At 70.8% G+C, this 25,131-nt stretch carries 23 protein-coding genes and 1 riboswitch; of the genes, 6 read left to right on the top strand and 17 right to left on the bottom strand.

Going from position 1 to position 25,131, the window contains the following annotated elements; genetic code table 11:
- Nucleotides 1-8 precede the first annotated feature (8 nt).
- Nucleotides 9-692 carry a pyridoxamine 5'-phosphate oxidase family protein gene (locus ACZ4Z5_RS12385; RefSeq protein ID WP_468260586.1) on the top strand — a complete coding sequence of 228 codons (684 nt, stop codon included), beginning with the start codon at nucleotides 9-11 and terminating at the stop codon, nucleotides 690-692.
- A gap of 167 nt (nucleotides 693-859) precedes the next feature.
- Here ACZ4Z5_RS12385 and ACZ4Z5_RS12380 read toward each other — a convergent pair whose 3' ends face one another.
- The 3 genes from ACZ4Z5_RS12380 to ACZ4Z5_RS12370 all read right to left on the bottom strand — a co-directional run bounded on the left by ACZ4Z5_RS12380 (nucleotide 860) and on the right by ACZ4Z5_RS12370 (nucleotide 3,617).
- On the bottom strand, nucleotides 860-1,816 hold the full coding sequence (locus ACZ4Z5_RS12380) for a DMT family transporter (protein ID WP_468260583.1): 957 nt from the start codon (nucleotides 1,814-1,816) through the stop codon (nucleotides 860-862).
- A 240-nt stretch (nucleotides 1,817-2,056) separates the two neighbouring features.
- Entirely contained in the window at nucleotides 2,057-3,049 is a 993-nt protein-coding gene (locus tag ACZ4Z5_RS12375) for an EamA family transporter (RefSeq protein WP_468260580.1), read from the bottom strand.
- A 34-nt stretch (nucleotides 3,050-3,083) separates the two neighbouring features.
- Complete coding sequence (locus ACZ4Z5_RS12370; RefSeq protein WP_468261479.1) at nucleotides 3,084-3,617, bottom strand: peptidase; 534 nt, start codon at nucleotides 3,615-3,617, stop codon at nucleotides 3,084-3,086.
- Nucleotides 3,618-3,867: 250 nt separating this feature from the next.
- On the opposite strand from ACZ4Z5_RS12370, the gene ACZ4Z5_RS12365 reads away from it, so the two are divergent.
- On the top strand, nucleotides 3,868-4,296 hold the full coding sequence (locus tag ACZ4Z5_RS12365) for a type II toxin-antitoxin system Rv0910 family toxin (RefSeq protein ID WP_468260577.1): 429 nt from the start codon (nucleotides 3,868-3,870) through the stop codon (nucleotides 4,294-4,296).
- 99 nt (nucleotides 4,297-4,395) lie between these two features.
- Here the strand turns inward: ACZ4Z5_RS12365 and ACZ4Z5_RS12360 are convergent, their stop codons facing one another.
- Nucleotides 4,396-4,980 carry a PadR family transcriptional regulator gene (locus ACZ4Z5_RS12360; RefSeq protein ID WP_468260575.1) on the bottom strand — a complete coding sequence of 195 codons (585 nt, stop codon included), beginning with the start codon at nucleotides 4,978-4,980 and terminating at the stop codon, nucleotides 4,396-4,398.
- Between the two features lie 146 nt (nucleotides 4,981-5,126).
- Here ACZ4Z5_RS12360 and ACZ4Z5_RS12355 point away from each other — a divergent pair, with 146 nt between their 5' ends.
- A complete protein-coding gene (locus tag ACZ4Z5_RS12355; RefSeq protein WP_468260573.1) occupies nucleotides 5,127-5,948 on the top strand; it encodes a PhzF family phenazine biosynthesis protein in 822 nt (273 codons plus the stop codon).
- 49 nt (nucleotides 5,949-5,997) lie between these two features.
- On the opposite strand, the gene ACZ4Z5_RS12350 is transcribed toward ACZ4Z5_RS12355, so the two are convergent.
- Together ACZ4Z5_RS12350 and ACZ4Z5_RS12345 are read right to left on the bottom strand one after the other, a co-directional pair.
- Nucleotides 5,998-6,780, bottom strand: a complete 783-nt coding sequence (locus ACZ4Z5_RS12350; RefSeq protein WP_468260571.1) for a CPBP family intramembrane glutamic endopeptidase — start codon at nucleotides 6,778-6,780, stop codon at nucleotides 5,998-6,000.
- A gap of 137 nt (nucleotides 6,781-6,917) precedes the next feature.
- A complete protein-coding gene (locus tag ACZ4Z5_RS12345; protein ID WP_468260569.1) occupies nucleotides 6,918-8,438 on the bottom strand; it encodes a glutamate-cysteine ligase family protein in 1,521 nt (506 codons plus the stop codon).
- Nucleotides 8,439-8,925: 487 nt separating this feature from the next.
- Between ACZ4Z5_RS12345 and ACZ4Z5_RS12340 the strand changes: the two genes are divergently transcribed.
- Nucleotides 8,926-9,519, top strand: coding sequence for a hypothetical protein (locus tag ACZ4Z5_RS12340; RefSeq protein ID WP_468260567.1), 594 nt, complete (start codon nucleotides 8,926-8,928; stop codon nucleotides 9,517-9,519).
- Between the two features lie 355 nt (nucleotides 9,520-9,874).
- Nucleotides 9,875-10,081, top strand: a complete 207-nt coding sequence (locus ACZ4Z5_RS12335) for a DUF5999 family protein (RefSeq protein WP_468260564.1) — start codon at nucleotides 9,875-9,877, stop codon at nucleotides 10,079-10,081.
- A 75-nt stretch (nucleotides 10,082-10,156) separates the two neighbouring features.
- Here the strand turns inward: ACZ4Z5_RS12335 and gcvP are convergent, their stop codons facing one another.
- A complete protein-coding gene (gcvP, locus tag ACZ4Z5_RS12330) occupies nucleotides 10,157-13,042 on the bottom strand; it encodes an aminomethyl-transferring glycine dehydrogenase (protein WP_468260562.1) in 2,886 nt (961 codons plus the stop codon).
- Nucleotides 13,043-13,250: 208 nt separating this feature from the next.
- Nucleotides 13,251-13,347: riboswitch (glycine riboswitch) on the bottom strand.
- A 113-nt stretch (nucleotides 13,348-13,460) separates the two neighbouring features.
- Between gcvP and ACZ4Z5_RS12325 the strand changes: the two genes are divergently transcribed.
- Nucleotides 13,461-13,841: a PRC-barrel domain-containing protein gene (locus ACZ4Z5_RS12325; RefSeq protein WP_468260559.1), complete on the top strand. Its 381-nt coding sequence runs from the start codon at nucleotides 13,461-13,463 to the stop codon at nucleotides 13,839-13,841.
- Between the two features lie 362 nt (nucleotides 13,842-14,203).
- Here the strand turns inward: ACZ4Z5_RS12325 and ACZ4Z5_RS12320 are convergent, their stop codons facing one another.
- From ACZ4Z5_RS12320 to ACZ4Z5_RS12275, 10 genes are all read right to left on the bottom strand, one after another.
- The gene (locus ACZ4Z5_RS12320) at nucleotides 14,204-15,673 is read right to left on the bottom strand and encodes a DNA polymerase IV (RefSeq protein WP_468260557.1); all 1,470 of its coding nucleotides are present in this window, start codon (nucleotides 15,671-15,673) and stop codon (nucleotides 14,204-14,206) included.
- Nucleotides 15,674-15,750: 77 nt separating this feature from the next.
- Nucleotides 15,751-16,320 (bottom strand): MerR family transcriptional regulator, encoded by a 570-nt coding sequence (locus tag ACZ4Z5_RS12315; RefSeq protein ID WP_468260554.1) that lies wholly within the window; start codon nucleotides 16,318-16,320, stop codon nucleotides 15,751-15,753.
- 188 nt (nucleotides 16,321-16,508) lie between these two features.
- The gene (locus ACZ4Z5_RS12310; RefSeq protein WP_067026588.1) at nucleotides 16,509-16,982 is read right to left on the bottom strand and encodes a bifunctional nuclease family protein; all 474 of its coding nucleotides are present in this window, start codon (nucleotides 16,980-16,982) and stop codon (nucleotides 16,509-16,511) included.
- A gap of 53 nt (nucleotides 16,983-17,035) precedes the next feature.
- Nucleotides 17,036-17,779, bottom strand: coding sequence for a transcriptional regulator FtsR (gene ftsR / locus ACZ4Z5_RS12305; RefSeq protein ID WP_468260551.1), 744 nt, complete (start codon nucleotides 17,777-17,779; stop codon nucleotides 17,036-17,038).
- Between the two features lie 17 nt (nucleotides 17,780-17,796).
- Nucleotides 17,797-18,684, bottom strand: coding sequence for an FHA domain-containing protein (locus ACZ4Z5_RS12300; protein WP_468261477.1), 888 nt, complete (start codon nucleotides 18,682-18,684; stop codon nucleotides 17,797-17,799).
- A gap of 148 nt (nucleotides 18,685-18,832) precedes the next feature.
- Nucleotides 18,833-19,606, bottom strand: coding sequence for a DUF881 domain-containing protein (locus ACZ4Z5_RS12295; RefSeq protein ID WP_468261474.1), 774 nt, complete (start codon nucleotides 19,604-19,606; stop codon nucleotides 18,833-18,835).
- A gap of 797 nt (nucleotides 19,607-20,403) precedes the next feature.
- Nucleotides 20,404-20,736, bottom strand: a complete 333-nt coding sequence (locus ACZ4Z5_RS12290) for a small basic family protein (RefSeq protein ID WP_468260549.1) — start codon at nucleotides 20,734-20,736, stop codon at nucleotides 20,404-20,406.
- Nucleotides 20,733-21,647: a DUF881 domain-containing protein gene (locus tag ACZ4Z5_RS12285; protein WP_468260546.1), complete on the bottom strand. Its 915-nt coding sequence runs from the start codon at nucleotides 21,645-21,647 to the stop codon at nucleotides 20,733-20,735. Before ACZ4Z5_RS12285 ends, ACZ4Z5_RS12290 begins: the two co-directional genes overlap by 4 nt.
- Before the next feature lie 89 nt (nucleotides 21,648-21,736).
- Nucleotides 21,737-24,232: a sugar phosphate nucleotidyltransferase gene (locus ACZ4Z5_RS12280; RefSeq protein WP_468260543.1), complete on the bottom strand. Its 2,496-nt coding sequence runs from the start codon at nucleotides 24,230-24,232 to the stop codon at nucleotides 21,737-21,739.
- Nucleotides 24,233-24,345: 113 nt separating this feature from the next.
- A complete protein-coding gene (locus ACZ4Z5_RS12275; protein ID WP_468260540.1) occupies nucleotides 24,346-24,954 on the bottom strand; it encodes a CDP-alcohol phosphatidyltransferase family protein in 609 nt (202 codons plus the stop codon).
- Between the last annotated feature and the right edge of the window lie 177 nt (nucleotides 24,955-25,131).

Genomic DNA, 25,131 nt, shown 5'->3' with positions numbered 1-25,131 from the left:
GAGCGGCGATGCCGGACACCGCAGCCACCACCGACGGCTCCGGGGCCTACACCCCGACCGCGCGCACCGTCCCCACCCGGTCCCGCCACCGGGCGTCCTACGACCGCGAGGCAGTGCACGCCGTACTCGACGCCGACTACGTGTGCCACCTCGGCTTCATCCGGGACGGGGCGCCGGTCGTACTGCCGACGCTGTACGGGCGGGTCGGCGAGCGCCTCTACGTCCACGGGTCGACGGGGTCCCGTCCGCTGCGCATGGCCGGTGAGGCGGATCCCGGTCTCCCGGTCTGCGTCACCGTCACGCACGTGGACGGGCTGGTGCTGGCGCGCTCGGCCTTCCACCACTCGATCAACTACCGCTCGGTGGTGGTCCACGGCGTCGCCCACCAGGTCACCGACCCCGAGGAGAAGCACATCGCGCTCGACGCGCTTGTCGACCAGGTCGTCGCGGGCCGGTCGCGGGACTCCCGGCCGGCCAACGCCAAGGAGCTGGCGGCCACCGCCGTGCTGCGCCTGGACCTGGAGGAGGTCTCCGCCAAGGTGCGCACCGGCGGCCCGAACGACGAACCGGACGATCTGTCCCTGCCGCACTGGACCGGAGTCGTCCCCGTGCACCGGACGTACGGGGCGCCCGTCCCCGCCGACACTCTCGACCCCTCCATCGGGGTCCCGGGCTATCTGACCCTCCGCTGACGGAAGGGGCACATTCACCGGAAGGAGCGCAGGGAAGGCGCCGGAAGAACCCCGGGAAGATCCCGGAAGGACGCCGGGAGACGCCGGGGAAGCGCCAGGAAGAGGAGCCGCAGAGCCGACTCCGGACGCCCCTCCGCCCGTCGTCGGCGCCCGGTCCCGCCCGCCCGTCAGGTCGCAGGCATACGCCGGGCCGCGGCGGCCGCCCGCGTCTCCCCCCACGCGAGCCCCAGCACCGCCGTCAGCAGCAGCGCGGTACCGCCGGCGGTCGACAGGGTCAGCCGCTCGCCGAGCAGACCGACCGCGATGACGGCCGCGCTCACCGGCTCGAGGAGCATGATCACCGAGACGGTCGCGGCACCGACGACGGCCGCGCCGGCGAAGTAGAGGGCGTAGGCGAGGGCGGTGGGCACGGCGGCCACGTACAGCAGCAGCCCGAGGACCCGCAGCGGCTCCGTGGTGTGCGGCAGCAGTCCTTCCACGGAGGCGAGCGGCAGCAGGCACACCGCACCGACGGCGAACGCCCAGGCCGTGGTCCCCGACGGATCGGCCGGCTGCCCGTCGCGGCCCAGCCACCGGGTCAGCAGGGTGATGGCGGCGTACCCGGCCGCGGAGAGCAGTGCGAGGAGCACCCCGGCGAGCCGGACCGTACCGGCGCCGCCGCCCAGGACCAGGACGCCCAGTCCGGCGAGTGCGCCGAGCACCGCCGCGGAGCCGCCCGCGCCGAGCCGCTCCCCCATCGTGAGCCTCGCCCCGAGCGCGATGAACACCGGTCCGGCTCCCAGGGTGACGACCGTGCCGACGGCGAGGCCGGTCGCCTCGACGGCGGCGAAGTAGGCGCTCTGGAAGACCGTCAGGCCGAGGCCGGTCCCCAGGATCCTGAGCAGCCGGCGACGGCGCGGTTCCATGGGGGCCGCGGGCCGCCGCCGTGGCCTCAGCGCACGCGCCGCGAGCAGCAGCAGCAGCAGACCACCGACGCAGCGCCAGAAGGACAGGGCCAGCGGCCCGAGATCACTGACGCCGAAGACCAGGGAGCCGGCCGCTCCCGCGGTGCCCCAGGCGACACCGGCGACGACGAGGTAGAAGAGGCCACGCCCGACGGGCAGGCCGGAGGACGGATGGGACACGTATCTCTCCGCGTACCGTGCTGTCCCGGGGGATCCCGGGCCCCGGCGGGAACCCACGTCACAGGGCCGCGCCGACCCACCCCGCCGGGGGTGTGAGAAGAAGCCGGTCACGCGGCGCCGTACGCGGGCAGTGGAGGACCGCCAGGGCCGATGCCCCAGGACGCGGTTCTCTTCGGAGGACCCGGCCGCCCGCGTTACGCGGTGGGCGGGGGAAGCACGGTCTTGCGCATGACGGGCAGCCTACGTGGCCGCGGGGTCGGGCGCCAACCGGCCGTCGACCGCGTCGGCTGGGGCTCCGCCCCCGCCGGCGACCGGGCCGGACGGCGCCCTGGGCGCAGAGGACTGGGCGATGAACGCCCCGATCAGCACGATCGCGCCGCCGACGGTCTGCGGGAGGGACAGCGCCTCGCCGAGCAGCACCCACGCCAGTACGGTCGCGATGACCGCCTCCAGGCAGGCGACCACCCCGGCGACCTGCGGGGACAGCCTGCGTACCGAGACCACGCCCGTCACGTAGGCGAGAACGGTGGCGATCAGCACGACCCAGCCGAGCAGCAGTGCGGCCGGCACGGGGGTGCCGTTCATGTTCGCCTGCCCGGCCAGCACATGCCAGTTCAGGCCCCAGGGCCGGGCGACCGCGGTGAGGACGACCGTGCCGACGAGCAGTCCGTAGGCGATCACACCGAGCGGGTCGGGGGTGTCCTCGTCCGCACCACCCTGGTCGGAGAGGACGAAGTAGCCGACCTGACAGCCCGCGGCGGCCAGCGCGAGCAGCAGCCCCAGGGCGTCGAAACCGAGCCCGGACCACACCTCGACGACGCACGCCAGACCGCCGACCGCGAGCACGACTCCGAGGGCCGCGGCGCGGGTGACCGGCCGGCGCTGCACGAAGCGGACCCAGCCGAGCACCAGCGCCGGGGCGAGGTACTCGACGAGCAGGGCGACACCGACCGGGATGCGCGAGATCGCGGCGAAGTAGAAGGCCTGGACGCCCGCCACGGCGAGGAGTCCGAAACCGGCGAGCAGGGCGGGCCTGGTGATCAGCAGGCCGCGGTGGCGCCAGGCCACGGGCAGCAGCACCAGCGCGGCTCCGGTCACCCGTAGCCACACCACGTGCAGCGGATCGAGACCAGCTTCGATCAGCGGCTTGGCCGCGATACCCGATCCACCGAACGCGAGCGCCGACAGCAGGGCGAGTCCCAGCCCGGCGCTTCTTCCCTGAGAGGCGTGCATCGGCACATGATGACAGCAATCGTCAGGACCGTCATCAGCGTGACACCTGTCGAGACGGCGGGGCCGGATGACCGGTCAGGGCGGCGGGGTCGAGGCCCGCGTGCCGCAGCACCTCCACGGCCCGGCAGGCGGGGTCCGAGGCGAGCGCGGCGAGCAGATCGCGGCCGTTCGCACGGGCCTCACCCCGGACCCGGGCACGGCACAGCGCGCCGGCGAGGGCCGTCGCGGCGGCGGGCGAGAAGCCGGCGACGCCGGGCGGGAGCACGACGGGCGCCGCACCGGAGTCCTCCACCGAACCCTGCCAGCGCAGCCCGTAGCCGATGCTGCGCTGCACCAGATAGCCGAGGACTCTGGCGCACCGCCGGCCGTCCCCGAGGGCGGCACGTGCCGTGGGGTCCGACTCCAGGAGGGAGTGCAGGAGGTGGGCGGTGTCGGTCTGCCGGTCGGCGTCCCGCAGGGCGCGCCGCCGGGCGTCGGCGACCACCGAGGCCAGTTCGTCCGTGAGCCCGGCGTCGAGGCCGGTGGGACGCGGGCCCTGCTGCGGGGCCCGCCGTGTGGAGAGTTGCACATGTGTCATCCCACCAGTCATGGCGGCCCGGGCACATCCACGCGGGGAAGCATCCCTGCCTCCCACACAAGTCGGGCATCGGCGTCCGGGTTCTCCTCCTTGCGGATGAGATCGCGGATGTGTGCCCCGGAGGGGAGGCGCGGCACCGGCCGGCCTCCCGGTGAGCCGTTCTGACGGTTCATCAGTATTGAATATTGCAGCCCGTGCGGCTACTTTCCGCGACACGTTCCCGACTCGAAGGGGTGGTCGCATGGCCGAAGTCACCGCCGAGGCCCGCATCGAGGCACCGGCCGACAAGGTCTGGACCCAGCTCACCGACTTCACCTCGTACGGCGCATGGAACGCCACCCACACCTCCTTCCCCAAGGGCGGACCTGCCGCACTGGAGGTCGGCGAGACCTTCGAGGAGAACATGAGGCTGATGGGATTCCCGGCCGAGGTGGCCTGGACCATCGAGGAACTGGAGCCCGCCCGCGTCCTCGGCATCAGGGGCAAGGGGCCGATGGGCGTCGTCGTCGGCACCCGCTACTCGCTCACGCCGGACGGCGATGCGACGACCGTCCGCATCGACGGGGAGTTCACCGGCGCGGCCGTCTCCCTGATGGCGGGGAAGCTGAAGGACTCCGCCACCGCCGCGCTCGACGAGTCGCTGCGCAAACTGGCGGGTCTGGTCACCTGACCGCACCCGGGGAAATGCCCCCATGACTCCGGGGAATGACGGGGCCGCCGGGTCGACACCGATCGACGACGACCCGGCGGGCCGGTGCGCACGAGCCGCTCAGTGCTCGTCGGCAAGGATCAGATAGAGCTTCTTGCGGGCTTCGTTGACGACCGCGAGCGCCTTCTCGCGCTGCTCGGGCGTGCCGGTCTTCCAGACCTGTCCGAACGCCTCGAAGAGCCCGAAGCCGGCCTGCCGTATCTCGTTCATGGCCTCCCAGTCGATACCGCGGCCCACCTCCTCCCACGGAGCCTGCGGCCCGGCGTCGGCCTCGGTACGGCCGGCGTCGGTGAGCGTGAACAGCTTCTTGCCACCCTCGCTCTCGCTGGCGATCAGCCCCTCGTCCTCCAGCAGCTGGAGGGTCGGGTAGACGGAGCCCGGACTGGGCTTCCAGGCGCCGCCGCTTCGCTCGCCGATCTCCTGGATCATCTCGTAGCCGTGCATCGGGCGATCCCTGAGGAGCGCCAGGATCGAGGCGCGGACATCCCCGCGTCGCGCCCTGCCACGCGGACCCCCGCGGCCACGGCCGCCTCCGAAAGGCCCGCCGAACGGCGGCCCGAACGGCCCGAACGCGGCCCGCCACCCCTCGTGCTCACCCCGACCGTGATGGCCGGGTCCGCAATGCCCGTGTCCATGAGAGCGCATATCGCACCCCTTCCATCATTGACCTGTCGCGATGCCTCAACGATATATCGGAATAGTTCGCTCGACAATGCCCTTCCAGGAATCGGATGCCACCGGACGGCGATTGGCCTTGGCCCGCGGACTCACCGGGCCCCTAGCTTCGGCCCATGCGGATTCGAATCGTCGACGCCTTCGCCGACCGCCCCTTCACGGGCAATCCCGCCGGAGTCGTACTGCTGGACTCCGGCACCTTCCCCGATGACTCATGGCTGCAGCAGGTCGCCACCGAGGTCAACCTCTCCGAGACCGCCTTCGCCCACCCGCTTCCGCCGGGCGGCGCGGCCGACTGGGCACTGCGCTGGTTCACCCCCGGCACCGAGGTCGACATGTGCGGTCACGCCACCCTCGCCACGGCCCACGTCCTGCGGACGACGGGTGCCGCGACCGGCACGGTCCGCTTCGCTGCACGCTGCGGCGTCCTCTCCACCGAGGCCGACGACAGCGGGGAGATCACCATGGACTTCCCCACCGCACCGCTCACCGCCGTCGAAGCACCCCCGGGCATGGCGGAGGCGCTGGGCGCCGCCGTCGTGTCGTGCCACGACACCGGCGAACACATGGGAGACCTCCTCGTCGAACTCACCGACGAGGGCACCGTGCGCGGAATCACCCCGCACATCGCCGACCTCGCCGCCCGGTCCGAGCGGGGCATCGTCGTCACGGCCGCCGCCGACTCCGCCGAGAGCGGCTACGACTTCGTGTCCCGGGGCTTCTTCCCGAACCTCGGCATCGACGAGGACCCGGTGACGGGAAGCGCGCACACCGCACTCGCACCGTTCTGGTCCGCCCGCCTGGGCCGCACGACCCTCACCGGACTGCAGGCCTCGGCCCGCAGCGGACTGGTGCGCACCGAGCTGCGCGGCGACCGCACCCTGCTCACGGGCCGCGCCGTCACGGTCATCGACGGCGAACTGCTGTCCGCCCCGTAGACGCACCTCGGGGGCGTACGGAGCCCCGTACGCCCCCGACGCCTCCGCATCACGCGGTCGGCAGCCAGTCCACCTTCCCTGCGAGCAGCGCGTATCCGACGAAGGCCACGATGTCGAGCAGCGCATGGGCGGCCACCAGCGGCCCGACCCGACCCCACTTCCGGTAGAGCAGCACGAACACCACCCCCATCACCATGTTCCCGACGAACCCGCCGATGCCCTGGTACAGGTGGTACGAACCGCGCAGCACCGAACTCGCCACCAGCGCGGCATACGGACTCCAGCCCAACTGGCCCAGCCTGCGCAGCAGATACCCGACGACGATCACTTCCTCGACGATCGAGTTCTGCACCGCCGAGAGGACGAGGACCGGGATCTTCCACCACACGTCCGGCAGCGCTTCCGGCACCACCGTCAGATTGAAGCCGGCCGCCCGCGCCAGCAGGTAGAACGCCAGCCCGGTACTGCCGATGACGGCCGCCACCAGCGTTCCCCGGCCCAGGTCGGACCACGGGCGCGTCCGGTCGAAACCGATCGCGCGCAGCCCTCCGCAGCCCTCCCGGAACAGCAGGTGAGCCACGAGCGCGACCGGCACCAGCGCGGTCGTGATGCCGAACAGCTGCCAGGCCAGGTCGAGCCAGGGCCGCCCGGGCGCGTACGAGCCGTTGAGCGTGGCCGCCTGGTCCTTCAGGCCGCCGGGCTTGGTGACCGAGCCGACGAAACTGATCAGCGCCGACGCCGCGCTGGCCCCGAGCGAGAGCGCCAGGACGAGCAGCGTCTCGGATCGCAGGATCCTCCGCGACAGACCCTCCGCCGAAAGAGCCCCTGTCACACGTTCCGTCGCCACCCGCACACCCGCCTCCGCCGTGCCATCGGAGGTCAAGCTTGCCCGACGCGGAGGCACCGACGGTAACCAGGGCGGGCCCGCCCTCGGCGGCCGGACCACGCCGGCGCCCCGCCCGGGCGGGGTCAGACTGCGACCGTCGGCTCGGCCTGCACACCGACCGGCCAGGTGTGGACCGGGTCGCCCTGGTGCATCAGCTCGCAGTAGCGACGCGTGGTCGCCGCCAGCGCCGCGTCCCGTTCCAGGCCGCTCTCCAGTGCCCGGTGGTAGGTGGCGGCCTGCCACGACGCCCCGTTCACCCGCCGTCGGCAGCGCTCCTCGATCACCCCCAGGTAGAAGTCGCGGTCCGCGCGCTCGACGCCCCACGCGTCCAGCCCCGCCTCGGCCAGCGGCAGCAGCTCGTCCCGGACCAGCGTCACCACCCGGACCCGTGACAGACCGCCCGCCCGGCGCGGCGCCGGCCAGAGGACCTCCGCGTCGATGCCGTACCGGCACGCGGTGTCGAAGTTGCTCCCGGCGACGGCGAACGGCAGCCGGGACCACACCGGACGGGAGTCCTCGGCGAGGGCACGGACCAGGCCGTAGTAGAACGCGGCGTTCGCGATGACGTCGACGACCGTCGGTCCTGCCGGGAGCACGCGGTTCTCCACCCGCAGGTGCGGCACCCCGTCGAGCAGCCCGTACACCGGACGGTTCCACCGGTAGACCGTGCCGTTGTGCAGCACCAGCTCCTGGAGCCGGGGAACGCCGCCGTCGTCCAGCACCCTCAGCGGGTCCTCCCCGTCGCAGATCGGCAGCAATGCCGGGAAGAAGCGCAGGTTCTCCTCGAACAGCTCGTAGGCGGACTCGATCCAGCCCTCGCCGAACCAGGTCCGCGGCCGCACTCCCTGGGCCTGGAGTTCCGGCGGCCTGGTGTCGGTTGCCTGCTGGAACAGTGGGGGCCGGGACTCCCGCCACAGCTCCTTGCCGAAGAGGAAGGGCGCGTTGGCCCCGACGGCCACCTGCACGGGGGCGATCACCTGCGCGGCGTTCCACACGTCCGCGAAGCGTGCCGGGGTGACCTGGAGGTGCAACTGCACGGAAGTGCAGGCCGATTCGGGGGCGATCGACGCCGAGGTGCAGGTCAGGTGCTCCACACCGTCGATGTCAAGGGTGAAGTCCTCCCCCCGGGCCTGCAGGATCTGGTCGTTGAGCAGCATGTAGCGGTCGACGTCGGACAGGTTCGCCGAGACCAGGTCGTGCCGCCCGATCGTGGGCAGGATGCCGATCATCGCGATGCCGGCGTCCAGTTCCGCGGCCTTCCGGTGCGCGTAGCCGAGCCCGGTGCGCAACTCCTCCGCCAGCTGGTCGAATACCCGGCCGCCGAGCCGGTGAGGTGCGATGTTCACCTCTAGATTGAACATCCCGAGTTCGGTCTGGAAATCCCGGCTGGCGATCCGCTCCAGCACCTCCGCATTCATCATCCTGGGCATCCCGTCGGCGCCCACGAGATTCAATTCGATCTCCATCCCCATCAGATTCCTGGGCCGATCGAACCTCCCCTCCTCCAACAGCCTCCGCAATCCCTCCAGACACTCCTGGAGCTTTCGGCGGTAGCGCTGCCGATCGGACAGGTCGAAAACGCCTGCCACGACCTTCTCACCCATCGAAGCGTCCCTCCTCGAGCGGGCAGCCCGCAGCTCAGGGGCCACACATGTGGGTCGATACTGCCCAGACAGAGTGATCGATAACGCCCCGGTGACGCTTCGGCGAGTATTCTCTCAGCCCCCTGCATCCGGCACATTCATTCGGCAAGTCGAGCTCCGCTGCACCCCTCGGCCACAGCTGGTGAAATACGCCGACCATTTCCGGCCGTCCGCTACGGCAACCGGTTTCCAGGTCACGGCTCCACGGGTAAAGCAGAACCGGGAGATTCTTCGCGGTATTACCGCACCGGGCAGGCCTGATGCCGACTTGCGGCCTGAATCGGCGGTGACTAGAAGAATCACCGCATGAACACGCGAGGTATACACTCCGCGCACGAGGCAGAGAACCGGCGCCCCGGACGCCTGCCCCCTCAGGCCCCACGTGCTGACAGTGCCGTCCGCACCTGCCCTCGCACCACCGAGTCTCCCAAGTGAGAGGCGACCCACCATGCCGCTGCATGCCCTCCCGGCACCTGCGCCCGCCCTTCGCAGCGTCCTCACGGCTCTCGGTTCCCCCACCGCGGTCCACGAGGCCCGAACACCCGCACTGCGCACCGCCCAGGGGCCGCTGACCCCTGATCTCCCGCTCCCCGTGCACGTGCTGGAGAAGGCCGAACCGGGCACCCCGCCCCGGACCCGGCTGACCGGCTGGCGCTTCCTGATCCGCAGTGGCGAACGCCCCGTGGCGGCCGGGGAGAGCATGCTGACCGCGGACGGATGGACGTTCTCCCATTTCTTCGAAGGTCCCTACATAGAGGCCACCGAACGGGCCCTGCGCCAGGCGGAGGCCCTCAGGGCCGGCTTCCAGCCCCGTCTGCTGTCCGTACCCGAGCTCTACATGCTGACCCTGTGGCTGCACGGGAACGCCACGGCCGAGGCCGCCGACGGGCTGCCCGCGCCGACCGACCTGCTGGTTCCGCTGGCGCCCGCCCCACCGGGAATCGCGGCCCACCGGCCGCATCTCGTCGCCGATCTGCTGCCGGCCCTCACCCTCCGGCTGGCCCGCCCGCGTCCCCTGCCGGAGTCCGAACTCGCCCTCTGAAGCACGGCGAACGGCCCGCGCGGCGCCGCCCCGTGAACGGCCCGTCGCCCTCCGGAGTGACCCCTGCCGCCCCGTGACCCCTCGGTCACGGGGCGCATCGCTGCCGGTCCGGCCCAGGCGGACCAATACGGACTAGCCCGCTGGGGCCACGTCGAACCACCCGAACTGACGGGCCGGTTGAACTGAACCGCCCGCACGGGTGACGCGTCATTGAGCAGTAGGAAGAGCTGCTGTGAAATCCCTGCGGATCGACGCCCGTGGGGGAACACTGGGATCAGACCGAACGACACGGGGGGCGGCCATGACCGCATCGAGCAGCAGGACAGACACCTCTCCACAGCGAAAGAACGCATCCATGTGCCAGCACCAGCCACCTTGCCCATCAGCCGACTCCGCGGACCGGGAGGCCGCCCACGTCGTGGCGCACCACCCGGAACAGGGCTGGAGCCTGCTGTGCAACGGCGTCCTGTTCTTCGAGGACACCGGTGAGCTGCTGCCGGACGGACAGATCATCGCCCCGCACCGGCCGCTCGGCACCCGGCAGGTGATGAGGGCCGCCTGACGCGGCGGGGAAAAGGCCCCGGGGCCGACCCGGGAAGTCCCCGGAACCGGCCCCGGCGCATGCGCGCTGCCGCCGTCAGGCGTCGTACTCGTCCAGCGGCGGGCAGGAGCAGACGAGGTTGCGGTCGCCGAACGCGCCGTCGATGCGGCGCACCGGCGGCCAGTACTTGTCCGCGGCCGAGACGCCGGCCGGGAAGACCGCCTCCTCGCGGCTGTACGCGTGGTTCCACTCGTCGCCCAGCGCCGCCGCGGTGTGCGGCGCGTTGCGCAGCGGGTTGTCCTCGGCGGTCCACTCACCGGAGGCGACCTTCTCGATCTCACCGCGGATCGCGATCATCGCGTCGCAGAACCGGTCCAGCTCGGCGAGGTCCTCGCTCTCGGTCGGCTCGATCATCAGAGTGCCGGCGACCGGGAAGGACATCGTCGGGGCGTGGAAGCCGTAGTCGATCAGGCGCTTGGCGATGTCGTCGACGCTGACGCCGGTCGCCTTGGACAGCGGCCGCAGGTCCACGATGCACTCGTGCGCCACCAGGCCGGCCGGGCCGGTGTAGAGCACCGGGTAGTGCGGCTCCAGGCGCTTGGCCACGTAGTTGGCGGCCAGCACGGCGACCTGGGTGGCGCGCTTCAGGCCCTCGCCGCCCATGAGACGCACGTAAGTCCAGGAGATCGGCAGGATGCCGGCCGAACCCCACGGGGCGGCCGAGATCGGGCCGACACCGGTCTCCGGGCCCGCGGTGGGCTGGAGCGGGTGGTTGGGCAGGTACGGCGCCAGGTGGGCGCGGACCGCGACCGGGCCCACGCCCGGACCGCCGCCTCCGTGCGGGATGCAGAACGTCTTGTGCAGGTTGAGGTGCGAGACGTCACCGCCGAAGCGGCCCGGCTTGGCGAGGCCGACGAGCGCGTTGAGGTTGGCGCCGTCCACATAGACCTGACCGCCGGCGTCGTGCACCTCGGCGCAGATGTCGGCGACGTGCTCCTCGAACACGCCGTGCGTCGACGGGTACGTGATCATGAGCACGGCCAGCTCGTCGCGGTGCTGCCCGATCTTGGCCCGCAGGTCGGCAACGTCGATCTCGCCGTCGTCCGCGGTCCTGACGACGACGACCTTCATCCCGGCCATCACGGCGCTGGCGGCGTTCGTGCCGTGCGCCGAGGACGGGATGAGGCAGACCGTGCGCTGGGCGTCACCGTTGGCGCGGTGGTACGCACGGACGGCGAGCAGACCGGCCAGCTCGCCCTGGGAGCCGGCGTTCGGCTGGATGGAGACCTTGTCGTAGCCGGTGACCTCGGCGAGCCGCTCCTCCAGCTCGGTGATGAGCGTGAGGTAGCCCGCGGCCTGCTCCACCGGTGCGAACGGGTGCAGCTGGCCGAACTCGGGCCAGGTCACCGGCTCCATCTCGGTGGTCGCGTTCAGCTTCATCGTGCAGGAGCCGAGCGGGATCATGCCTCGGTCCAGCGCGTAGTCGCGGTCGGAGAGACGGCGCAGGTAACGCAGCATCGCGGTCTCGGAGCGGTGCTGGTGGAAGACCGGGTGGGTCAGGTACGCGTCGGTGCGCAGCGCGCTCTGCGGGAGCGCGTCCGGGGTCTCCGCGTCGAGGGCCTCGATGTCGGCTTCGACGCCGAAGGCGGCCCAGACGGCGGCGAGCCGGCCGCGGGTGGTGGTCTCGTCGCACGCGACGGAGACGTGGTCGGCGTCGACGAGGTGGAGGTTCACCCCGCCCTCGCGTGCGGCGGCGACGACGTCGGCGGCCCTGCCGGGGACGCGCAGGGTCAGGGTGTCGAAGTAGGTGTCGTGCACGACCTCGACGCCGGCGGCACGCAGGCCCGCGGCCAGCAGCACGGCGTAGCGGTGGGTGCGCAGCGCGATGTCCTTCAGGCCCTGCGGGCCGTGGTAGACGGCGTACATGCCGGCCATCACGGCGAGCAGCACCTGCGCGGTGCAGATGTTGCTGGTGGCCTTCTCCCGGCGGATGTGCTGCTCGCGGGTCTGGAGGGCCAGGCGGTATGCCTTGTTCCCGTCCGCGTCCACGGAGACGCCGACGAGGCGGCCGGGCAGGCTGCGGGCATAGGCGTCGCGCACGGCCATGTAGCCGGCGTGCGGGCCGCCGAAGCCCATCGGCACACCGAAGCGCTGGGTGGTGCCGACGGCGATGTCGGCGCCGAGCGCGCCCGGCGGGGTGAGCAGGGTCAGCGCGAGCAGGTCGGCGGAGACGGTGACGATCGCGCCGAGCTCGTGCGCCCGGTCGATCAGGGGCTTGATGTCGCGCACCGCGCCGGAGGCGCCGGGGTACTGGAGCAGAACGCCGAAGACGCCGCGCTCGGCGATCTCGTTCGGGATGCCCTGGCCGAGGTCGGCGACGACGATCTCGACGCCCGTCGGTTCGGCGCGGGTCTCGATGACGGCGATGGTCTGCGGCATGACGTCGGCGTCGATGAGGAACACGCCGTTCTTGACCTTGCCCACGCGGCGCGACAGGGCCATCGCCTCGGCGGCGGCGGTGCCCTCGTCGAGCAGGGAGGCGCCGGAGGTGGGCAGGCCGGTGAGGTCGGCGACCATGGTCTGGAAGTTCAGGAGGGCCTCGAGCCGGCCCTGGGAGATCTCCGGCTGGTACGGCGTGTAGGCCGTGTACCACGCCGGGTTCTCCATCACGTTGCGGAGGATGACCGGCGGGGTGAACGTGCCGTAGTAGCCGAGGCCGATCATCGGGGCCAGGACCTGGTTGCGGTCGGCCAGCGAGCGCAGCTCGGCCAGTACCTCGGCCTCGGTCCGGGCGTCCGGGAGGGCGAGGGCTTCGGCGTTCTTGATGACGTCGGGGACCGCGGCGGTGGTCAGCTCGTCGAGCGAGCCGTACCCGACCTGGGCGAGCATCTTGGCCTGGGCCTCTGCGTCGGGGCCGACGTGGCGCTGCTCGAAGGGGATGCCCCGTTCCAGCTGGGCGAGCGGGATGCGGTTGGCGGTCATGCGGAGGCCTCCTGGTCTCTACGACCTGCGAGGGGCACCACGACGCGGATGCCCGGACGGCCTCCCCCTCTGTCATCTCAACCTGAGAGCTTCACCGGGCCGTCCTTGGACGTTCCGGTTTTCACCGTCGGTGAGGTTGGGTTCCGTCCCGGGCTGTGCCCTTCCGGGCACGTGCCTGTCCGACGCCCACCCTGCTTTCCAGAGTGACCTCGTCCGTGCGGTACGGGTGCCTGAGAGATTCCGGGGAGGATTTGCTCCTTCGGCGCCTCCGGTCGGGGACCGGAGGACTCTCCCGCACGGGGTCAGCAGCCGCTGCCAGGGTACCAGCGAGGTTGCCGCTGTCCCCCTCGAGTGGCCGATACCACGGTTGTGCACTTTCGTAGTGGTACCAGGCTGATTGCGACCACTTGGAGGGACCGTGCAGACCGACATCGATCCGCGCAGCCTGATCGGGCGCAAGGCTTTCGACCGCGACGGTCACAAGATAGGCATCGTGGACGAGGTGTACCTCGACGACGCCACGGGCGTGCCGGAGTGGGCGGCCGTCCGTACCGGTCTGTTCAGCCGCGACGCGTTCGTGCCCCTGGAGCCGAGCAAGGTCGTGGACAACGCGCTGCGGGTCCCGTTCGAGCGGGCGCTGATCAAGGACGCACCGGACTTCGGCGTGGGCCGCCATCTGTCGCCGGAGCAGGAGCTGCAGCTCTACCACCACTACGGGCTCGACATCGAGTCCCCCGCGCCACCGTCGGCGTCCGGCAGGGACGAGGACTTCGGAAAGCTGGCGGGCGACCAGGACTGACCGTCGGGCGGCGCCCCGCCGCCCGAATGAGGTCCGGGCGCGGCGCCCGTGCGCCGGCGCAGCCGCCACCGTCGGCCGGTTCGCCCCGGCCACTGGCCCACGAGGAGCGTCCCGGCCCCTACTGGCCGCCCGAGACACAGGCTCGGTGAATCCCGCGAACATCCCCCATGGGCTGCGCCAACTGCGGGCCCGACCGGCCGCACGGGTTCGCACAGCCCCGCCGACCCGCGGGCCACCCGCGCCCGGCCGGACCTGGAAGGCCGGGCACTGGGCGGCCCGCTCCGCCTCGTCGTGCCCACAGCCGACGCCCGGCCGCCCGGCGCGCGCGACCACACAGGCCCGGCAGACCCCACCACACGCGACTACACGGGCCCGGTGGGCTGCTGGGCGGCACGGCCGGGCTCGGCCCGCTGGGCTGGCTCTGCCGGGCCGACGGGCGGTTGCCCGGGTTCCGAGTCGGTCGGCTGGTCGGGGGCCGCGGGAGCATCCGCGGCCTCGCGGACCAGCGGAAGCGGCTCCGAGGGCGACAGCTCGGGATCGTCGGTACGGAAGGTCCGCACCCGGCCCGGCGGCGAGTCGGGGGTTTCGAAGCGCACGGTCACCCTCCCCAGGCCGCTGCCCTGGACCCACCCCGGGCCGTACACCGCGTGCCGGACGTCATGACCGGGCGCCCACCGCCGCTCAGCCGGCGCCGGCGCCTCGGGGGCTTCGGCCGGCGCCGCGGGTTCGTGCGCCCCGCCCTCCTGTGCGACCGGCTCCCCCCCGGCCTGCGCGAACAGATCCTCCTGCGTGTAGTCGGCCAGACCCGACACGCCGACGCCCAGCAGCCGTACACCGCCCGTGGTGTCCACGGACTCCAGGAGCCTCCCGGCCGCCTCCCGCACCACCGCCGGATCGTCGGTGGGCCCGCGCAGCGTCTCCGACCTCGTAAGGGTCGAGAAGTCGTAGCGGCGCACCTTGAGGACGACGGTGCGGCCGGACCTCCCCGCCGAGCGCAGCCGCTGGACACAGCGGTCGGCCAGCCGGTCCACCTCGGTCCTGATCCGGATCCGATCGTGCAGGTCGACGTCGAAGGTGTCCTCGACGGACACCGACTTGGCGTCCCGGTCGGCCACCACGGGGCGTTCGTCGTGTCCGACGGCCATCAGATACAGCGAGGTGCCGTGGGACTTCCCCAGCAGCCGCACGAGCTCGTCCTCGCCCGCCTCCACCACATCGTGGACGGTCGTGATGCCGGCCCTGCGCAGATGCTCTCCGGTGGCCGGTCCGATCCCGGGGATGACCCGCACGGACATGGGTGCCAGCAACGCACGCTCGGTGCCCGGTTCGACGAGCACCAGGCCGTCCGGCTTGGCCTGCTCGGAAGCGATCTTGGCGATCATCTTGGAGGCCGCGAGACCGACGGAGCCGGTGAGGCCGGTGGCCGCCCTGATGTCCCTGCGCAGCTGCTCACCGGCCGCCCGCGCGCCGGCGCTGTCGTGGGCCGCTCCGCCCGCCTCCAGGTCGACGAACGCCTCGTCCAGGCTCAGCGGCTCCACCAGCGGCGACAGTACGGCCAGCAGGCCCATGACGCGCTCGCTCACCGACCGGTAGAGCTGGAAACGGGGGGTGAGGTACGCGGCGTTGGGCGCGAGCCGCCGGGCCTGCGCCATCGGCATGGCGGAATGCACCCCGAACCGCCGTGCCTCATACGAGGCCGTGGCGACCACTCCGCGCGGCCCGAGTCCGCCGACGACGACCGGTTTGCCGCGCAGACTCGGCTTCGCCGCCTGCTCGGCGGCGGCGAAGAACGCATCCATGTCGAGATGCAGGATCGTCGGGGCGGCTCTCACACCACTGATGCTGCCTCACAGCACTGACAACGCGACCGCACAACCGTGCGAACGAGGAGTGAGCACCGGGCGGTGCCTCAGACGGCCCGGTTGCGGCGTCTCGCGAGCTCGTCGCCGGGATGGTGGCCGATCAGCGTCTCGCCGGTGTCCACGCGCTCTCCGTGCAGCTGGGACAGCGCCGCCTCGACGTCCCGCCAGACGACGCCGACCGCGATGCCGAACACACCCTGACCGCCCTTGAGCAGGTCGACGACCTCGTCGGGCGACGAGCACTCGTACACCGTCGCGCCGTCGCTCATCAGCGTCATGCGTTCCAGGTCGCGGAAGCCGCGCTCCCGCAGGTGCTGCACGGCCGCCCGGATGTTCTGCAGGGCGACGCCGGTGTCCAGGAACCGCTTGACGATCTTGAGGAGGACCACGTCGCGGAAGCCGTACAGCCGCTGCGTACCCGAGCCGTAGGCCGGACGCACACTGGGCTCGACGAGACCGGTGCGCGCCCAGTAGTCCAACTGCCGGTAGGTGATCCCGGCCGCCGCACACGCGGTCGGCCCCCGGTAACCGACGCTCTCGTTCGTGGGGTCGGCCGCGCCACTGTGGAGCGGATACAGCCCGCCCCCGGCCGCCGTACCGTCGCCGCTGCTACTCACGCCGACCCTCCGTCCTTGACCTGCCACTCGACGGTAGGCAGTCACTCGGGGTGCGTCAACGATCGCCACACTCGGCACGCCGAGTGATAATCACCCTGAGAGTGGTTTCCCGTGTCCGAATTCCGGGAAAAGCTACTCGAATGTGCCGATCGGTCACGCCCAAGGCGTCGGATCGAACGTCGGCGACGTCACTGATTGCTGGTGCCGAAGTCCTCGGGCGAGATCTGGTCGAGGAACTCGCGGAACTTCTCCACCTCGTCCTCCTGCTCGTCCGGAATCGCGATACCCGCGTCGTCGAGCACCCCGTCACTGCCGTAGATCGGCGTACCGGTGCGCAGGGCCAGCGCTATGGCGTCGGAAGGCCTGGCACTGACCTCGACACCGCTGGCGAACACGAGCTCCGCGTAGAACACACCCTCACGGAGGTCCGTGATGCGCACCTCGGTGAGCTCTTGGCCCACCGCCTCCAGCACGTCCTTGAACAGGTCGTGCGTCAGCGGCCTGGCCGGAGCCATCCCCTGCTGAGCGAAGGCGATGGCGGTCGCCTCCCCAGGACCGATCCAAATGGGGAGGTATCGGTCGCCTCCCACTTCACGCAGAAGCACGATCGGTTGGTTGGAGGGCATTTCCACCCGGACACCCACGACGTCGAGCTCGTTCACACAGCAACCCTAGGACGTGCCTGCCGGGTTTGGGTAGTCGGGCTCCCCCGAGGTCAGTGCCGGCCCACCTTCAGAGCCGTACGGACCAGCGCCGCGTGCAGCCGGACGGACAGCCCGGCGAGATCCTTCGCCGTGGCCTCGGCATGCGCTCTGGTCTGCGGATTCCGGTGCCGGCGCAGCGGCGCCACCACCTGCTCGACCAGTCCGGCCTCACGGTCCGCCGAGGCCTTCATGGCCCGCAGGTGCCGCGGCTCCAGGCCGTACCGCCCAAGGTCGGCGACCAGCCGGGCCACCGTGACCGCCTCCGCGTCGTACCCGCCGTCCGGGCCCGCCTCGACCAGCCCGTACGACTCCCACTCGGCCAGCGCGCCCTCGTCGATCCCGGCGGCCGCCAGCAGCTCGGCGCGGCCTACACGGGCGGCCGTCACCCGGTCGGCCTCCGGCTCCCACGGCACGTCGAGCGCGTCCCGCGACCCGGACGGGGGCGGCAGCGCGACCTGCTCCCCTCGGTCCAGCGCGTCCAGGTGCTCCCGGATGACCTTCAGGGGCAGGTAGTGGTCACGCTGCATGCGCAGCACCTGGGCCAGCCGCTCGACGTCCCCGGCACTGAACTTGCGGTATCCGGACGGCGTCCGCTGCGGTTCGACCAGCCCCTCCGCCTCCAGGAAGCGGATCTTGGAGATGGTCACCTCGGGGAACTCGTCGCGCAGCAGGTTCAGCACCGTACCGATACTCATCAGCCGGTCGCCCGCGGTGGCGGTGCCGCTTCCGGCACCGCCCGTCGGTGTGTGCAGCATGGACCTTCCCTGAAAGGTCAGACGCTCCGCTGACTCGCGTAGAAGACCAGCCGGTACTTACCGATCTGGACCTCGTCACCGTTCGACAGCTCGACCGAGTCGATCCGCTCCCGGTTGACGTACGTGCCGTTGAGGCTGCCGACGTCGGCGACGGTGAACCGGCCGTCCGGACTGCGACGGAACTCCACATGACTCCGCGAAACCGTCACGTCGTCGAGGAAGATGTCGCTCTGCGGGTGCCGGCCCGCGGTCGTCAGGTCGGCGTCCAGGAGGAACCGGCTGCCCGAATTGGGACCACGCCGGACCACCAGCAGAGCCGAACCGTGCGGCAGCGCGTCGACCGCCGCCTGGGCCTCCGGGGACAGCGACGGCGGCGCGGCCGTCTGCCCCGTCATCTCCGCGTCGTACGCCTCGAGTCCGGAGATCGAAATCGTCGAGGTCGTCTCCGACGCGCGCTCACCGGCCACTCCGGGCCGCAACGGCGCACCGCAGTTGGAGCAGAAACGGCTCGCCTCTGCGTTCTGGTGCCCGCACCTCGTACAGACCAAGGCAGACATGGACGGATCCTCCTGCCGCGGCTGCCCCGCGGGGGCGTTGGACGTGTACGGGCCGGCAGCAAACCCTCCACCCGTACTTGAGGTTGATGCTTCCTCGAAACCTATGCGGCCGACACCGGCAGGGTCAACAGAAGACGCGCCCTGCGCGCCGGAAATGTCACCACCCGGACCAGCGACCTCGTCACGGAACAGCGGACGCTCGGCCGGCTGCTCCTCCGTCTGACCGTGCCGCGGAGCGCGATGACGTGCCGAGCCGCCATCGTCCTCACGTGCACTCTTGCCGAACAACTTCGCAAACAACTTCACGGGCGATTCCCCTTGACCGAAACAGACCCGCCCGTGGGGCAGGACGAACCCTCAATGAACACACCTGCCGACCCGGACAACATCACAACGTCCGTAACCGCTCGACAGTTTCCACCACTCGTCGCTCTTGTGATGCGCCGACCCCCCGCAACGTCTTGCCCTCGTCCGCCGGCCTTCGTCCACGACCGGATCACTGCGATGACGACCGAGCGTAGTCAGGCCGCTTCACCGGTCGCAAGGCGTCGACGACGATCTTCTCCGACCGGGTCACAGTGGCGGTGGCCTGCTCCTTCTCCAGAGTCTGCACCACACCACCGGGGATGTTGAGCGCAGGTTCCAGGTCCTGGGGCTTGCCGATGACCTTGAACCGGTAGGGCGCGGTGACCTTCTCGCCGTCCACCGCGATCCCGCCGGCGACGTCCGAGAAGAACGTGCCCGCCACCACCCGCACCCCGTTCACCTGGATCGCCTCCGCACCCGCCGCCCGAAGCTCCTGGATCGCATCGAGCAGCATGTCGGCCTCGGCCCCGCGGGCCGGGTCCTCGATGGACAGCTCGATGCCCGGTCCCTCGGCGGCCACCGTACCGGCCAGGACGCCGAGCTGCCGCTCCTTCTCGCGGGTCTGCTTCCGGGCCTCCTCGGCCTGGTCGGAGCTGCTCTCCAGCTCGGTGCGCTGGTCCTCCAGGCGCTGCTTCTCGTCCTCCAGCCGCTGCGTGCGGTCGTCGAGTTCGTCGAGGATGCGGACCAGGTCCTCCTGGCGGGCACCGCTCAGCGCGCTGTTGTCGCTGTTCGAGCGCACCTGAATGGCGAGACCGAGGCCCAGGACGAACAGCAGCAGCGCGACGACGAGTTGGGCGCGGGTGACCCTCGGCGGCCACAGCGAGGCGACGAGCCGCTGCCGGCCCGTGAGCGGCTCCTCCCGGGCTTCTGCGGGCCCGCCCGGGATCTCCTGGGACGCCTGCACCGGCACGGACGCCCGGGGATTCCGGGGCGGCTCAGGGTCCCGCGCAGCGCGCACCGGCTTCGCGGAGCCGGCCGGGTTCGCGCAGTTCACAGAGGCGGAGTTCACAGAGTCCGGGTTCGTAGGGTTCGCGGGGTTTGCGCGGTTCGCAGGGCTGCCGGGGTTCACGGCGGTCCCCGAGACCACGGGCCGCCTGCCGGCAGCCGGGCCGCGGGTCGGGCCGGGGTTGCCGGTGGCACCGGGGTGGCGGGGAACCCCGGGCTTCCTGGACTTCTCGGCCTGGTCCGTCGCCGCCTCGGGGGCGGTGGATGCAGCGGCCGCCGGGGACGGTGTGCGTTCCGCGGACGTCCTGGGCCCTTCGGACCGGTTGGGCCTCAGGGACACCCTGGGCACGTCGGACACCCTGGGTCCCTCAGACCCCTTGGGGCCCGCGGACGTCCTCGGCCCATCGGACGTCTCGGGCCCTGCGGACGTCCTCGGCAGGTCGGACGCCTTGGGTCCTGCGGACGCTGCCCTCGGCACGTCCGAGGCCTTCGGCTCCGACGTGTCGGTGGTCGCGTCGTCCGCCCCCGACTCCGCAGGCCGGTCGACCTGTTGGGCACGCGGCACAGCGCCGGTCACGGGTGCATCGCCCTCCGGCCCGCTCGTACGCCGAGCCGCCGGCCTCGTGCGCGGCTCCGGACGGGGCGAGGGCGACGGACGGTCCGACGGTTCCGGACGCGGCGAAGGCACCGGACGCTCCGCCTGCACCTGCTGCTCGGAGCCGTTGCCGTGGTTCTGTTCTTCGTTGCTCATCGGCCTCACGCCCGGAAGACATGCCGCCGGATTGCCGCGGCGTTGGAGAAGATCCGGATACCGAACACCACGACGACACCGGTGGACAGCTGCGCGCCCACGCCCAGTTCGTCCCCCAGGAACACGATCAACGCGGCGACGACGACGTTCGACAGGAAGGACACGACGAAGACCTTGTCGACGAAGATCCCGTCGAGCATGGCCCGAAGGCCTCCGAAGACCGCGTCCAGGGCGGCCACGACGGCGATCGGGAGATAGGGCACGACCACGTCCGGCACCTCGGGGCGGACCAGCAGTCCGACCACGACTCCCACGATGAGGCCCAGTACGGCGATCACGATGTGCCCTTCCCTGTGTCGGCCGCGCCCCTGCCGGCGCCGGCCTCCTTCGGCTGTGCTGTACGTACGATCAGACTCGGCGCGGCCGGCAGTGTGGCCTTCTCGAGCACGGAGATGCCTGCCCTGATCCCGTAGTTCTCCTGAAGAACGTGCAGGTACTGGCCGTCCGCGCTGTTCTGGAAGACGGTGCTCAGCTTCTTCCCGCTCCCCACCGCGAGCACCGTGTACGGCGGCACCAGCGGCCTGTTGTCGACCAGTATCGCGTCGCCCGCGGCCCGGATGGCCGAGAGCGCGGTGAGCCGCTGGTCGTTGATCGAGACGGCCTCGGCACCGGACTCCCAGAGTCCGTTCACGATGCGCTGCATGTCCCGGTCACGGACGCGTCCGGTGTCGGCGAAGCTGCGGTTCTCCCGCGGGCCGCCGCCGCCCTTGTCCGCTTTCTCGGCGTCGTCCACGACCAGCCGGATCCCGGGGCCGCTCACCGGCGTCGCGCCGGAGAGCAGAGCCACCAGGTCCGCCTGGTCTCCGCCGTGCTCCTTGAGCGCCTTGCGCTGCCGCTCACCGACCTCGCCCCTCAGGTCGTCGACGGTTGCCTGCAGTCGGTCCGCCGCTGCCGTCCCGGTCTCGATGCGGTCGATGAGCTCCTCGCGCTCCTTCGCCACCACCGGCGCGGTGACGCGCGCCTGGGCCGCCCCCAGGGTGACGACCAGGCCGGCGAGGACGAGCCCGGCCGCGAGGGCGAGCTTGGCGCGCAACGGCCGGGGCAAACCGGCCTTTCCCTTGGCGTCCCGACGTGCGGCGGCCTCGGCGTAGCCCTCGTCGAGGCTGTGATCCATGACATTGGTCAGCAGCGACATCGACGCGTCGGGGCGCGGAGACCATGTGCTCCGAATGGGGGGCTGCTGCGGCATGCCGCACATAGTCGCACGTCGCAGCTGCAACCGCCGAATGCCCCCATGGGTGTGCCGGGCGACGCCCTTCGGCGACGCCCGGCACCGGGTCAGCGGCCCGCGCTCTCCACGATCTGCGACCACTCGTCGAGCAGCGCCTGTGCGGACGCGTCATCGGGACCCTCGGCCCACAGGTGGGTGACGGCCTCGGCCACGTCGGGCAGGACCAGCACCCACCGGCCGTCGGCCTCCACGACCCGCACACCGTCGGTCGTGTCGACGAAGCGGTCGCCCGCCGCCTCCACGACCCTGCGCATGACGAGCCCCTTCACCGCCCACGGGGTCGCCAGGTCACGTTTGAGGACGTGCGCCTGCGGTATGCGGGCATCGATCTGGCTCAGCGTGAGCTGGGTGCGCGCCACCAGTCCGATGAGCCGGACGAAGGCGGCCGCCCCGTCGAAGACGCTGCTGAACTCCGGCACGATGAAGCCGCCTCGGCCGTCTCCGCCGAAGATGGTGTTCTCTTCTCGGCCGACCCGGGTGAGGTCGTCCGGCGACGTGGTCGTCCACTCGACCTGGGTGCCGTGGTACGCGGCGACCTGCTCCGCGATCCTCGTCGTGGTGACGGGCAGGGCCACCCGGCCGCTGCGGCGTTCGGCGGCGACGAGGTCGAGCATGACGAGCAGGGCCCGGTCGTCCTCCACGATCCTGCCGCGTTCGTCGACGAGCGACAGCCGCTCGCCGACCGGGTCGAAGCGCACGCCGAAGGCCGCCCGAGCCGACGCCACTATCTCGCCGAGCCGGACGAGGCCCTGCCGCCGTGCCTCCTCGGACTCGGTGGGCCGTGACTCGTCGAGCCCCGGATTGATCGTCAGCGAGTCGACCTTGAGGCGGCCCAGCAGGCTGGGGAGCACGAGGCCGGCACTGCCGTTGGACGCGTCGACGACGACCTTCAGCCCGGACTCCGCGATACCGGTGGTGTCGACGTTGCGGAGCAGGGAGCCGGTGTACGAGTCGAAGACACTGGCGGGGAAGTGCAGATCGCCGATCTCGCCGGGGAAGGCCCGCCGGTACTCCTGCCGGGCGTAGACACGGTCCAGTTTGCGCTGGCCCGCCTGCGACAGGTCGGCCCCTCTCTCGTCGAAGAACATGATGTCCACGGAGTCGGGCACACCGGGCGAGGTACGGATCATGATCCCGCCCGCACTTCCGCGGGCCGTCTGCTGACGGGCCACCGGCAGCGGCACGTTCTCCAGGTCGCGCACGTCGATCGCACTGGTCTGGAGCGCCGAGATCACGGCACGTTTCAGGGCCCGGGCACCACGGGAGTGGTCACGGGCGGTGGTGACCGTGGCGCCCTTCTTGAGCGTGGTGGCATACGCACCGGCGAGTCGGACGGCGAGTTCGGGAGTGATCTCGACGTTGAGGATGCCGGACACTCCGCGGGCGCCGAAGAGATGTGCCTGACCGCGGGACTCCCAGATCACCGAGGTGTTGACGAAGGCGCCGGCCTCGATGGTCTTGAACGGGTAGACCCGCACATTGCCCAGGACAATCGATTCTTCACCGACGAGGCACTCGTCACCGATGACCGCGCCGTCCTCGATACGGGCCGCGCGCATGATGTCGGTGTTCTTCCCGATCACACATCCACGGAGATTGGCCTGCTGCCCGATGTAGACGTTGTCGTGGACCACGGCCCGGTGCAGGAATGCCCCGCTTTTCACGACGACGTTGGAGCCTACGACGGTGTGCTCGCGGATTTCGGCGTCCGCCTCCACTTTGGCGTAGTCGCCGATGTAGAGCGGTCCCCGCAGATCGGCGTCCGGATGTACTTCGGCTCCTTCGGCGACCCAGACTCCCGGGGAGATCTCGAATCCGTCGATCTCCACGTCGACCTTGCCCTCGAGGACGTCGGCCTGGGCCTTCACATAGCTCTCGTGGGTGCCCACGTCCTCCCAGTAGCCCTCGGCGATGTAGCCGAAGATGGGCTTGCCCTCCTTCATGAGCTGCGGGAAGACATCACCGGACCAGTCGACCGGAACGTCCGGTTCGACGTAGTCGAAGACTTCCGGTTCCATCACGTAGATACCGGTGTTGACCGTGTCCGAGAAGACCTGTCCCCAGGTCGGCTTTTCCAGGAAGCGCTCGACCTTTCCCTCCTCGTCGACGATCGTGATGCCGAATTCGAGGGGGTTGGGCACACGGGTCAGGCACACCGTGACCAGTGCGCCCTTCTCCTTGTGGAAGTTGATGAGATCGGTGAGGTCGAAATCGGTGAGTGCGTCGCCCGAGATCACCAGGAACGCATCGTTCTTGAGGGCCTCCTCGGCGTTCTTGACGCTGCCTGCGGTACCGAGTGGCTTTTCCTCGTTGGCGTAGCTCAGCTCCATGCCGAGCTCCTCACCGTCGCCGAAATAGTTCTTCACCAGCGAAGCGAGGAATTGCACGGTGACGACGGTCTCGTTCAGCCCATGCCGCTTGAGCAGCCGAAGCACGTGCTCCATGATGGGCCGGTTAACCACCGGCAGGAGCGGCTTGGGCATGCTCGACGTCATGGGGCGAAGGCGAGTGCCCTCGCCGCCGGCCATTACGACGGCCTTCATGTCGGAAGCGTCCTCCTTGAAGAGACGACAGTCCAGCCGACTTCACCCGTCCGGGTACAGGCCCTCATGACGTGCGCGGGCCGGCCACACTGCACGGCGCCGCTTCGACGAGCTCAATCGGCCACGTTGTCCGCCCTCACGAGTCGGCGGACCTGAACTACGTAGAGGATCCCTGCCCACCAATACAGAGTTGTACCCCATCCGGCGAACGCCCATCCGAAAATCGCAGCGAGTGTGGCGAGCCACCCGCTTCCGTCGCTGAGGAGGAGCAAGGGGAAGGCGTACATCAAGTTGAAAGTCGCAGCTTTCCCGAGGAAGTTCACCTGTGGCGGGGGATAGCCGTGCCGCCGGAGGATGGCGACCATCACCAGCAGCATCGCATCGCGGGCCAGCAGCACCAGGGTCAGCCACAGCGGGAGGATCTCCCGCCAGGTCAGACCGATGAGGGTCGACAGAATGTAGAGGCGGTCCGCGGCCGGGTCGAGCAGCCGGCCGAGACTGCTGATCTGGTTCCATCGACGGGCGAGCTTGCCGTCGAGGTAGTCACTCACCCCGCTGAAGGCCAGCACCAGCAAAGCCCAGCCGTCGCTGTTCGGGCCACCGAACTCGGGCCTGAGGATGAGCCACAGGAACACCGGCACACCGGCGAGGCGGGCCATGCTGAGGATGTTGGGGATGGTGAACACGCGGTCCGTCTGAACGCGCGTCTCCTGGACCTCCACCCGGGGGCCTCCTGTGGGAACGCAGAAACAATGCCCCCTGACCCTACAGTCAGCGAACCCCGGACCCTGCAGGGGGGTACCCCACAACGCAGGGAAGCCCCGCACCTCACGGTGCGGGGCTTCCCCATTCACAATTAGTTCGGCGGCGTCCTACTCTCCCACAGGGTCCCCCCTGCA

Source organism: Streptomyces sp. NPDC030222, assembly GCF_055573115.1.
This window is presented reverse-complemented; position numbering and strand designations above follow the sequence as displayed.